At 55.8% G+C, this 12042-nt stretch carries 7 protein-coding genes; all 7 read left to right on the forward strand.

Translation table 11 applies throughout. The features are described 5' to 3' along the window. The first annotated feature begins 23 nt into the window (after positions 1-23). The 7 genes from FZ041_RS09130 (at position 24) to FZ041_RS09160 (ending at position 11768) form a co-directional block, all read left to right on the forward strand. The gene (locus tag FZ041_RS09130; protein ID WP_149189334.1) at positions 24-2540 is read left to right on the forward strand and encodes a DNA topoisomerase III; all 2517 of its coding nucleotides are present in this window, start codon (positions 24-26) and stop codon (positions 2538-2540) included. Positions 2541-2561: 21 nt separating this feature from the next. Next, positions 2562-3776, forward strand: coding sequence for a DEAD/DEAH box helicase (locus FZ041_RS09135; RefSeq protein WP_082336266.1), 1215 nt, complete (start codon positions 2562-2564; stop codon positions 3774-3776). A gap of 18 nt (positions 3777-3794) precedes the next feature. After that, a complete protein-coding gene (locus FZ041_RS09140; protein ID WP_075444703.1) occupies positions 3795-5123 on the forward strand; it encodes a hemolysin family protein in 1329 nt (442 codons plus the stop codon). A gap of 97 nt (positions 5124-5220) precedes the next feature. Next, positions 5221-7125: an ABC-F family ATP-binding cassette domain-containing protein gene (locus FZ041_RS09145; RefSeq protein WP_149189335.1), complete on the forward strand. Its 1905-nt coding sequence runs from the start codon at positions 5221-5223 to the stop codon at positions 7123-7125. 35 nt (positions 7126-7160) lie between these two features. Further along, positions 7161-8450, forward strand: coding sequence for a hexokinase family protein (locus FZ041_RS09150; protein ID WP_149189336.1), 1290 nt, complete (start codon positions 7161-7163; stop codon positions 8448-8450). A 56-nt stretch (positions 8451-8506) separates the two neighbouring features. Continuing rightward, a complete protein-coding gene (gene rpoN / locus FZ041_RS09155; protein ID WP_075444709.1) occupies positions 8507-9868 on the forward strand; it encodes an RNA polymerase factor sigma-54 in 1362 nt (453 codons plus the stop codon). Positions 9869-10505: 637 nt separating this feature from the next. Continuing rightward, complete coding sequence (locus FZ041_RS09160) at positions 10506-11768, forward strand: NAD(P)/FAD-dependent oxidoreductase (RefSeq protein WP_075444711.1); 1263 nt, start codon at positions 10506-10508, stop codon at positions 11766-11768. Positions 11769-12042: the final 274 nt, after the last annotated feature.

Raw genomic sequence — 12042 nt, forward strand, 5'->3', positions numbered from 1 at the left:
GATAAAGGAAGAGGAGTTTTATTTTGCGTTTATATATTGCCGAGAAACCGAGTGTCGGACGGGAGCTGGCTAAGTGCCTGACTGGCCCGGTGGTGCGTCACGATGGCTATCTGGAGACGCGCGATGGCATCGTGACCTGGCTGTTCGGTCATATCCTGCGCCAGGCTGAGCCGGATGAATACAATCCGCAGTACAAGCGCTGGCGGGCAGAGGATCTGCCGATCATCCCTGACCAGTGGAAATTATTTGTGGACAAGAACTGCGAGAAACAGTTTGCCATCGTCAAATCGCTGATCGAGAAGGCCGATGAAATCGTCCATGGCGGTGACCCGGACCGTGAGGGTCAGCTGCTCGTCGATGAGGTGCTCGACTATATCGGCACGACAAAGCCGGTCAAGCGCATCCTGCTCAACGCTCTCGATGAGACGAGCATCAAGAAGGCCAACAGCAGCCTGCGCGAGAACAAGGAGTTCTTCAATCTCAAGCAGTCGGCTCTGGCGCGTGCGCGCGCTGACTGGCTGATCGGCATGAACCTGTCGCGCGCCTATACGCTGGCGGCACGCCGGGCCGGGCATGATAAGCTCGTGCTGCCGATCGGCCGCGTCAAGACGCCGACGCTGGCGCTGGTCGTGCGCCGCGAGCGCGAGATCGAGAATTTCAAGCCTGTCGATTACTATACCATCAAGGGAACCTTTGCCCATGCCAATGGTTCATTTCAGGCCCAGTGGAAGCCCAAGGATACGATGGCGGGCCTCGACAGTGAGAACCGTCTGATCGACAGGCAGATGGCTGAAGACAAGCTGGCGTTCTTCCAGGACATGCCGCATGGTGGCGTGATCACGGCGTACCAGAAGACGAAGAAGCAGGAGCCGCAGCCGCTCCCTTTCTCGCTGTCCACGTTGCAGGTGCTGGCGGGAAAGATGTATGGATATGCGCCGCAGCTCGTGCTCGATACGGCCCAGAAGCTTTACGAGAAGAAGCTCACGACGTATCCGCGTTCGGATTGCGAGTATCTGCCGACGAACCAGTTCGGCGATGCGGGCAAGATCCTGCAGAATCTTGCTGCTGCTGGTGATGCTGAGGTGGCAGCCTGGGCACCGAAAGCGGATAGGAAGATCAAGAGCCGAGCGTGGAACGACAAGAAGATATCGGCCCACCATGCAATCATCCCGACAACGGTCCAGGCCAATGTGCTGACGATGACGGCGGAGGAGCGCAATCTGTATCATCTGATCGCGCGCGGCTATATCGCCCAGTTCTATCCCGTCCATACCTATGACCAGACGAAGGTCGAGGTCACTTATAAGGAGGAGCTGTTCACGGCCAGCGGCCGCACGGAGCGCGACCTTGGCTGGAAGGAAATGTACCAGTCCAAGCGCAAGAAGGCCGAGGACGAGGATGAGAACAAGGAAGAAGACGAGAGCGATAAGACGCTGCCGGCCATGAAGAAAAAGGATGGTGTCAACTGGACAGGCGGCGATATCACGCAGCGCGCGACCAAGCCGCCGGTGCGGTTCACGCCGTCGACACTGCTGGCCGGCATGAAGGAGATCCATAAGTACGTCAAGAATCCTGAGGCCAAGAAGCAGCTCAAGGATGTCTATGGCATCGGCACCGAGGCGACGCGGGCGACGATCATCGATGATCTCATCAAGCGCAAGTTCATGACGGCCAAGGGCAAGAAGAAGTATCTGAGTCCGACGCCGGCGGCGTTCCTGCTCGTCGACGCGCTGCCCGATGAGATGACTTATCCGGATTCGACAGCCATCTGGGAGGACAAGCTCCATTCGATGTCCGAGGGCGATGGTTCGCTCGAGGAATTCCTCAAGGGGCAGATCGAGTTCACGCGGCGTCTCTGCGGCAAGGCTGGCAATGCGCGCATGGAGGTCACGGGCGAGAACGTCTGCCCGCGCTGCCATCAGGGCGTGCTCTTGCAGCGCAAGGGCAAGAACGGTATCTTCTGGGGCTGCTCGAACTATCCGAAGTGCCGCATGACCTGCAACGACAAGGATGGCAAGCCGGATATGGATGATGCGCGGTCGCGCCTGGCCCGCAGCCCGCAGGCCATGGCTCCTGCCGCTGTCTCGGCTTCGGCCATGGCTCGCCAGGGTGGCGCAGCTGCAAGCCGGAGGCCGGCCGCCAGCTATGCCGCGCCGCCTGCGCCTGTGTATTCGGCCCAGTCGTACGTAGCGCCGTCGGCACAGGATATGGCAGAGCTCGATTCGCTGTTTTCCGCAGCGGATTATGAGGCTAGCCTGGCGGATGCGATGCAGAATTATGTGTCGCCGCAGCCGCAGAAGAAGGGCTGGCAGAACTGGGGCGACAAGCCTAAGTATTCAGCCAGCCCCATGGAGCACATGGAGGAAAATGCGACGGCCAAGGCGAAAGATAGTAAGGATAGGGATAAATACCTCTGTCCGCGCTGCCGTGAAGGCCATCTGCGGCAGATACGTGGCAAGAACGGCATGTTCTGGGGCTGCACGAATTATCCGCGCTGTACAGCGACATTTGATGATGAGAAGGGCAAGCCTGTATTGTGAGGGGCTTGAGAAGGAGAATAAATGACAACGTTCAAAGATCTAGGCATAGAGACGGCCTTGGCTGATGCCCTGGCCAAACAGGGGATAGCTGCGCCGCTGGCGATACAGGAAAAGACCATCGCCAGGGTACTGGCTGGCAGCAACATCATCGGCCAGGCACCGACAGGGACAGGCAAGACGCTGGCATATCTTTTGCCAGCATTGCAGCAGATCGACCCTGCGCTGCGTCAGGCGCAGGTGCTGATCCTTGCGCCGACTTATGAGCTGGCGATGCAGATCGCCAATGTGGCGCGGGAGCTCAGCCAGGCGGCAGATCTCGGCATCAAGGTGCAGGGACTCATCGGCGGCGCGAATATCGCCCGTCAGATGGATAAGCTCAAGGAGAAGCCGCAGCTTATCGTCGGCTCAGCCGGCCGCATCATCGAGCTGGCGCGCAAGGGCAAGCTCAAGCTCCAGCAGGTCAAGCTGCTTGTGCTCGACGAATTCGATCGCCTGCTCGATGACCAGAACCTGCAGAACACGGTCGATGCTGTCCGTCTGCTGCCCAAGGAGCGGCAGGTCATCCTGTTCTCGGCGACGGCGCCGAAGAAGGCACTGGAGCGGGCAGATTTCCTCGACCAGCCTGAGCATATCGTCGTCGAGGCTGATCCTGAGACGCTGGCGAATCGGGAGGATTATTATCTCATGACGCCGTTCCGCGACAAGATCGAGAATGTCCGCAAGCTCACGCGTAATCTAGGGGTCAAGCGCGGGATGGTATTCATCAACCGCGTCTATGATGCGGAGAAGACGCTGGCACATCTGCGGTATGACGGCATCCGGGCAGATTCGCTGCTGGGGCACAGCAACAAGCAGGCGCGGCAGAAGGCTATCGCTGATTTCAAGAAGGGGCGCATCCAGCTGCTCCTGTCGACGGATCTGGCGGCCCGGGGACTTGATGTGGAAGGGGTAGATTACGTGTTCAATCTCGATCTGCCCGAAGATGCGCAGGTCTATCAGCACCGCGCAGGCCGTACGGCCCGGGCTGGAGCCAAGGGCACGGTCATCACGCTGGCTGACATCAAGGAGGCCTACAAGCTCGAACAGCTGGAGAAGCGCTTAGGCATCGCGTTCAAGCCGCTCAAGAAGGCGAAGAAGAGCAATGCGCCGGAGAAGAGAAAGAAAGAGCGCCCGTATAAGGCATATCATAAGAAGGCTTCGCCGCAGCCTGCGGTCAAGAAGCCAATCAAACAGTAAGCAGGAGGGAATTTTATCTTGGATATCGTGCCGATACTATTGCAGTTAGTACTGGTTGTATTCCTTATTTTCATGAATGGCTTTTTTGTTGCGGCGGAGTTCGCCTGCGTTAAGATACGGCCGTCGCGGCTGGAGACGCTGATCCAGGAGGGCAGCAAGCGGGCGGCCTACGCCAAGCGGCTCACGGATCATCTTGATGCGTCGCTGTCGGTCACGCAGCTGGGCATCACGCTGGCCTCGCTGGGACTGGGCTGGGTCGGCGAGCCGGCTGTGGCCACGCTGATCCTGCCGGTCACGCAGGCAATGGGCATCGATGCGACGATCGGGCATACGATCTCGCTGGTGCTGGCGTTCTCCATCATCACGGCTGGCCACATCATCCTGGGTGAGCTCACCCCGAAGACCATGGCCATCCAGAGTGTCGAGAAGATCATGCTGGCCGTGGCCCTGCCGATGCTGATCTTCCACAAGGTCATGTACCCGTTTGTCTGGCTGCTCAACCATGTAGCCAACTGGGTCACCCGGCGCATGGGCTTTGAGGCGGCCACCGAGGGGGAGAATGCCCACACGGAAGAGGAGATCCGCCTGCTCATGGAGGAGAGCCACCGTCAGGGGCTCATCGATGATACCGAGGCGAATTTTGTCGATAATGTCTTTGATTTCACGGAGCTTAACGTCCGGGAGATCATGACCCCGCGTACCGATATGGTCGTGCTGTATCTGGAGGATAGTTTCGAGGACAACCTCGCAATCATCATGGAGGAACAGCTGACGCGCTATCCAATCTGCCGCGAGGATAAGGATCACATCATCGGCTTCCTGCATGTCAAGGACCTCATGAAGCTGATGGTAGAGGGGAAAAAGCCGAACCTGCGCAAGCTCGCGCGCAAGGCGCTGGTCGTGCCGGAGAGCATGGATGTCAATGTGCTCTTGAAGACGATGCAAGGCAGCCACTCCCAGCTGGCCATCGTTGTCGATGAGTTCGGCGGCACGGCGGGCATGGTGACCATCGAGGATATTGTCGAGGAGATCGTCGGCGACATCCAGGACGAGTTCGATGAGGAACGTCCGACGGCGGAAGCCCGCGGCAACCATGTCTACTCCGTCGATGCCAAGATGCTCTTGGAGGAGCTGGAGGATATCCTTGAGATCAAGATTGAGGATGAGGATGTGGACAGCGTGGGCGGCTGGCTCTACGATCAGATTGGCGGCGAGCCCCAGGTCGGCCAGATGGCTGCTGCGGCTGGCAATCTGCTGTTCGTCGAGGAGGTCGATGGCGCGCGGATCACGCGGGTACTCGTGAAGCTTGAGAATCCCTTGACCGAGGAGCATGAGGAAATCGTGTAAGTTGGCGTGGTGTAACAAGTTACGGTCTTTGTACTAGGTTTTTCACGTCAAAACAATTATAATGAAAGAGCATGTTGTAAGTTAGGAAGATCATTGCATGATAATCACAATCGAGAATTTTGCCAAGAGCTATGGGGAAAAGCAGCTGTTCCAGGGTGTTGGCTTCAGCATGGACGAGGGCGACAAGGTCGGCATCGTCGGCATCAACGGCACTGGCAAGTCGACGTTCCTCAAGGCGATTGCTGGGCTCACGCCGGTGGATGAGGGCTCGATGGTCACGATGAAGGGGCTGCGCATCGAGTATCTGGCCCAGGACAAGGTCTTTGAGCCGGAAAACACCGTCCTGATGGAGGTGTTCCGGGGCATGACGCCTCTGATGCAGGCACTGCGCGGCTATGAGCTGGCATTGGCGGAATCGGCGAAGCATCCCGAGGACAAGAGGGTCCAGCAGGCGATCATGACCTATACGGCCAAGATCGATGAGCTGGATGGCTGGCAGATCGAAAGTGCCGCCAAGACGGTGCTCACGAAGCTGGGCATCGGCGACTACACGGCGAAAGCCGGCACGCTCTCGGGCGGCCAGCAGAAGCGGCTGGCCCTGGCGACCGCCCTCATCCAGCCCTGCGATCTGCTGCTGCTGGATGAGCCGACGAACCATCTTGACAGCGAGACGATCGTCTGGCTGGAGGAGTATCTAAAGGGACAGAAATGTGCGGTGCTGATGGTCACGCATGACCGGTACTTCCTCGATCATACGGCGACGAAGATTCTCGAGCTCGACAAGGGGAAGGCCTATACTTACAGCGGCAATTATTCGGAATTCCTCGAGCAGAAGGCTGCGCGCATCGAGCGTGAACAGGCCAGTGAGCAGAAGCGGCAGAATTTCCTGCGCAATGAGCTCAAGTGGCTGCGCCGTGGTGCGCAGGCGCGCTCGACCAAGCAGAAGGCCCGCATCGAGCGCTATGAGGAAGTGAAGAACCAAAGTGTCGATCTTGACCGGGGCACGGTCGAGATCGGTCTGGCCGGCAGCCGTCTGGGCCGCACGGTCATTGAGCTTGACCACGTCCATTATGTGGTGGACGGGCGGACCATCATCAAGGATTTCTCGTATACGCTGCTGCGCAATGACCGGGTAGGCATACTCGGCCCCAATGGCACAGGCAAGTCTACCCTGCTCAACATCTTGGCGGGGCGACTGCAGCCGACAAGCGGTACCGTTACCATCGGGCAGACGGTCAAGATCGGTTATTTCACGCAGCGCAGCGTGGAGATGGACGAACGCCTGCGGGCTATCGAGTACATTCAGGAGGCGGCCCATCACATCACACTGGCGGATGGCACGCGGATTTCGGCTTCGCAGCTCATGGAGCGCTTCCTGTTCCCTGGCAATCTCCAATGGACGCCAATCGCCCGGCTCTCAGGTGGTGAGAAGCGGCGATTGTATCTTTTGCGCGTGCTTATGGAGGAGCCGAATGTGCTGCTGCTTGACGAGCCGACCAATGATCTCGATCTTGAGACCATGGCGGTGCTCGAAGCCTTCATCGATGATTTCCGCGGGGCTATCGTATTTGTTTCCCATGACCGCTTTTTCGTCGACCGGCTTGCTGACAAGGTGTTTGCCTATGAGGCGGACGGCAGCCTGACGATGTATGCGGGCGGCTATTCCTACTATCAGGAAAAGCTGGCGGCAAGGGCCGCTGCGGGTCCGGAAGCGCCGGTCCATGTGGCGCAGGCGGTGAAGGACCCGGTCAAGAGTGCGCCGCGCACGGAGACAAAGCCAAAGCTGACCTTCAAGGAGCAGAAAGAGTATGCAGAAATCGAGGGCATCATTGCGAGCAAGGAAGGCGAGCTCAAGGTGGTGCAGCTGCAGATGGAGCAGCATGCAGCCGACTATGGCCGCTTGAACGAACTGAGCAAGGAGGAGGGCCGGCTGCAGGCGGAGCTTGAGCATTTGATGGAGCGCTGGGCATATCTGGAGGAAATTGCTGAAAATCAGCAATGACTTATAAATTCAAGAGGTAAAAGGAGATAGTAACCATGGCATTCGACAAGAATCTATTTGAGGACATCATCCGGGAATTCACGGTAAATGGCGACCAGCTGCAGGAAATCGCGGCTGACTTCCGCTATGACCTGGTCAAGGGGCTGGAAAACCCTGACGAGTCGTCGCTGCGCATGCTCAAATCGTATGTAGGCTTGCCAACCGGCAAGGAGACGGGCGAGTACCTCGCGCTGGATTTCGGTGGCACGAACGTGCGTGTATTGCGTATCCGCCTTGAGGGCGCAGGCAAGTTTGAGGTAGTCAAGAAGGTTGCCAAGCCGTTGCGCGTGGAAGGCGTCTATGATTTTGTCGGTGCTGGTTCGACGGCTGAGCAGATGTTTGACTTCATTGCGGAGCTCGTGGATGAGGCTGTGGAAGGCGACCATGAGACGAAGTATCTGCTGGGCCATACGTTCTCGTTCCCCTCGGAGCAGACGGATCTCTACAATGCCAAGCTCATCATCTGGACGAAGGAATTTGCGACGGCTGGTGTCGAGGGCGAGGTCGTCAACGACCTGCTCAAGGCAGCTTTGCATCGCCAGGGCATCGACAATGTCGAGCCGACGGCGGTCATCAACGATACGGTAGCTGTACTGCTGGCCGCAGCCTACAAGCAGCCGGACATCTACATCGGCTCGATCTATGCGACGGGGCATAATACCTGCTATCTTGAGCCCTATGCTGACAGTGCCGCTGAGCCGATGATCCTGAACCTTGAGTCGGGCGGTTTCATGAAGCTGGCACCGAACCGCTTTGATGTCGAGTACGACAAGAATTCGGAGAAGCCGGGTGAGCAGCGTCTCGAGAAGATGGTTTCGGGCCGCTACATGGGAGAGCTCTTCGGTATGGCCATGGCAGAGCTGCTGGGCGAGAAAGGTAAGGCGTATGGCTTCACCAGCATCGATATGAGCAATATCATTGTCGATGAGAGTGCCAAGCGCGCGCAGGTAGCGGAGATCGTAGCCGCGAAAACGGGCAAGACCTTGGGCGCTGAGGATTGTGAGCTTGTCCAGCAGCTGGCATCGGCACTGGTTGTCCGTTCGGCACGCCTGGTAACGGCTTCCTTTGTTGGCATCATCTGGCAGCAGGCTGGCAAGGGCAAACCGCAGAAACAGCATATTGCCATTGACGGCTCAGTCTATGAGAAGATGCCGCTGGCTAAGGAGAATATCATGCGTGCCTTGTCGGAGCTTTTGGGCGAGGATGCAGCTGAAATCGATACAGTACTGGAAAATGGCGGCTCGGGGCTTGGTGCAGCTATTGCAGCCGCAATGTCTCAGAAATAAGGGCGTAGTCCGCAGGCGCTGCAGCCGCGTCCATTTCCCGCGAAGGAGTTCCTTTTATGCAAGCAGAACAATCACTGAATATGAATCTCTCGCAGCATCTGGCAATGACGATGAAGATGCAGCAAGCCATCCAGATCTTGCAGCTTTCTGCGCAGGATCTGCGGGCGGAGATCGAAAAAGAATATCTGGAGAATCCTGCGCTGGAAATGGACTATGGCGATGGGGCGCCGGCTGACGGCGAACTGCTGCAAGCGGACAATCTGTCGCGGCTCCGTGACTATCTCGGGGAGGAAAATGGCTCAGCGGGGTATTTCACCGATGAGCAGGAACATGGCGCTGAGGCGGCTGAGGCCGAAGTGCTGACGCTGGAGGACGAGCTCCTTGAGCAGGTGAAGTTTACCTTCCACAAGGTGGAGGAGCGCGCGATAGCTACGTTCATCGTCGGCTCGATCGATGAGCGGGGCTATCTGGTGGTGCCGCTGGCAGAAATCGCCCGGGCGATGCAGGCCACGCTGGCAGAAGTCGAAGCTGTCCTGCAGCAGGTTCAGTTGTTCGAACCTGCTGGCGTGGGGGCTCGCGACCTTGCAGAATGCTTGCGTCTGCAAGCGCAGCGTCAGGGCATCTATGAGGGGCTGGTGGCAGCAGTCATCGATCATCACCTCGACGATGTGGCGGAAGCGCGCATCAAGGAGATTGCCGCGGCTGAGCATTGCCGTCCGCAGGAGGTGCAGCTGGCTGTCGACATCGTCCGCCGGCTGGATCCGAAGCCGGGCGCTGCTTACGGCGGCGAAGCAGCGGCGTTCATCACGCCTGATGTGCTCGTGCAGGAAATCGACGGGGATTATCGTGTGAGCTTCAATGATAACTATGTGCCTCAGCTGCGGATCTCGGCGGCTTATCAGCATGCCGAAGGCTTCGATGCTGAGACGCGCAAGTATATCACGCAGCGCTTGAATGCGGCTGCGTGGCTCATCAACAGCATCGAGCAGCGGCGGACGACGATCCGTCATGTGGTCGAGGAGATCCTGCGGCGGCAGCCGGAATTCATGGCACAGGGCAAGAACGCCCTGCGTCCGATGACGATGAAGGATGTGGCTGATGCCATTGGTGTCCATGAGTCGACGGTCAGCCGGGCCGTAGCCAACAAATACGTGCAGCTGCCCAATGGCATCATGGCGCTGCGGCGGTTCTTCTCGGCGAACCTGGCTAAGAGTGGCAGTGGCGAAGATTTTGCAGCTGTGCAGGCCAAGACGGCCATTGAGGAACTGATAAAGGGCGAAGACCCGCATCGGCCGCTTAGCGACCAGAAACTCTGCGAGCTGCTCAAAGAACGTCAAATGGATATTTCACGCCGGACGGTTATGAAATACCGCGAGCAGTTAGGGTATCCATCATCGGTCAAGCGTAAACGCTATTGATATAGAGTTTCCATAAAGTCAAACTTTAACGGTAGTAGCAAATTTGCTGCTACCGTTTTTTATGTAATAAGCGCGTAGAAAAGTCATAAATTGCATTTTATCTGTCCGTACGTGGTTAAAACAAACTCGGTACAAAATATTTTTTGCCTACACATTCCGTTGAAAAATTCACACCGTTCAAGCGTAGCGCGTTTGGGAACTTTTTCAATGCTTAGTTAAAGGCAAAAAATATTTTTAGCAAAGCATCTAAGTGAAGCGTTGGTACTCCCCTGCCCGGCGGCGCGGCTTTCCTCGAATAAAACACGGTAATTTACAAACTGCAAGTTGTACCCAAGCTTGTTATTCTTTTCACGTTCAAAGAAAATGAATAAGGACAGAATCCATGGAGGATTTACAGAAGAATGGGATGCAATAATAAATTCACAGAAAAATGTAAAAATCCTATTGCATTTGTGTGAGAACGTGTTATGATAGTACCCGTAGACAATCGAACGATGGTTGAACGATAAGCAAGTAAGTTCAAAAAAACACGTTCTCTAAGAATTGTCTTTTATTTTTAGCTATTAAAGTGATTTTTTTCACTTTATCGATTGTTAGATTCTGTAATCTTGCTGATGGATGCTGGGAGGGCTTTAACATGGCAGACAAGAAACCTCGTATTGTAATTGTTGGCGCTGGCTTTGGCGGTGTAAAGCTGGCAAAACTGTTCGCAAAGGATGACGTGGAGGTCATGCTTGTGGACCGTCATAATTTCCATTTGTTCCAGCCGTTGCTTTATCAGGTATCGACGGCTGTCCTGTCTACCGATGAGATTGCCTATCCTATCCGTACGTTCTTCCGCAAGAACAAGAATGTGGAGTTCTTCATGGCCAAGGCACAGGGGGTCGATCAGCAGCGCAAGGTACTGCTGACGAACCATGGCGAGATTGCCTACGATTACCTGATCCTGGCCGCTGGTGCTACGACGAATTTCTTTGGTATGGAGAATGTCGAGAAGAATTCCTATGGCATGAAGACGCTGCAGGAGGCTATCCATATCCGCAACCATGTCATCCATATGTTTGAACGTGCGAACAAGCATGAGGATAATGAGGAAGTACGCCGCCGCATGTTGAGCTTTGTCGTCGTTGGCGGCGGCCCGACGGGCATTGAGGAGGCCGGTGCGATCTCGGAGCTTATCGGCATCCAGAAAAAAGAATACCATAACCTTGATTTCAATGAAGTCAGCGTTACCTTGATTGAGGCGACGGATAGTGTCCTGCCGATGATGGCACCGAATCTGCGCGATTATACAGTTAAAGTACTGCGCCGGAAGGGCGTCAATGTCATGCTCAATACGCAGGTCGTAGATTATGATGGCAAGACGCTCAAGCTGAAGGATGGCCGGGAGATTCCCACACAGACGGTTATTTGGGCAGCTGGTGTCAAGGCGGTTCCGTTCATAGCTAATTGCGGCAGCGAAGTCGATCGCGCTGGACGTGTCATTGTCAATGAAAAATTGCAGGTAGACGGGGCAACCGATGTTTTTGCTATCGGCGACTGTGCGCATTTCCAGCATGGGACGGAGCGTCCGCTGCCAACTGTGGCACCGGTGGCTACGCAGCAGGCGCAGGTGGCGCATGATAATATCATGAAGCTTATTCGTGGTGAGCAGGATTTGGCAACTTTCCAGTATAAAGATTTAGGCGCTATGGCTACGATCGGCCGTGGCGAAGCTGTGGTCAACAAGACAAGCGTGAATCCGCAAATGACGGGCTTCATAGCTTGGTGCGCTTGGATGTTCGTACATCTGATTCGCTTGGCAGGTGCACATACGAACCTTACGGTAGCCATCAAGTGGACTTGGAATCTGCTTTCAGGTACGCGTTTGGGGCGTATCATTACCAATATTCAATTATAAGTTGTTTTTACTAGGCAAAAGCGTGGCTATGGTTTTTATGGCCGCGCTTTTATGTTTTTTTGCAGGATTTATGATTTTTTTAGAAAAAGGTGTTGACATATACGGAAAAGACGTGTATCATAATACAAGTCGCTGAGAGATACGGCAACGGAAAACAACCAGCAAGCCTTGAATGGCAAGCGGTTGGGAGATGTTGCTTGCGGATCTGGCCAAGAGGTTTTTGAAAAGAAATTCAAAAAAGTTCTTGACAGAAAGAAATCGATGCGATACAATA

It is taken from the genome of Pseudoselenomonas caprae (assembly GCF_008271345.1).
GTDB classification, from domain to species: Bacteria; Bacillota; Negativicutes; order Selenomonadales; family Selenomonadaceae; genus Selenomonas_A; species Selenomonas_A caprae.

What these genes read in the sequence shown, in the direction of transcription:
- FZ041_RS09135 (WP_082336266.1), top strand. Translation starts at nt 2,562, where the DNA reads ATGACAACGTTCAAAGATCTAGGCATAGAGACGGCCTTGGCTGATGCC.
- rpoN (WP_075444709.1), top strand. Translation starts at nt 8,507, where the DNA reads ATGCAAGCAGAACAATCACTGAATATGAATCTCTCGCAGCATCTGGCA.
- FZ041_RS09160 (WP_075444711.1), top strand. Translation starts at nt 10,506, where the DNA reads ATGGCAGACAAGAAACCTCGTATTGTAATTGTTGGCGCTGGCTTTGGC.
- FZ041_RS09150 (WP_149189336.1), top strand. Translation starts at nt 7,161, where the DNA reads ATGGCATTCGACAAGAATCTATTTGAGGACATCATCCGGGAATTCACG.
- FZ041_RS09145 (WP_149189335.1), top strand. Translation starts at nt 5,221, where the DNA reads ATGATAATCACAATCGAGAATTTTGCCAAGAGCTATGGGGAAAAGCAG.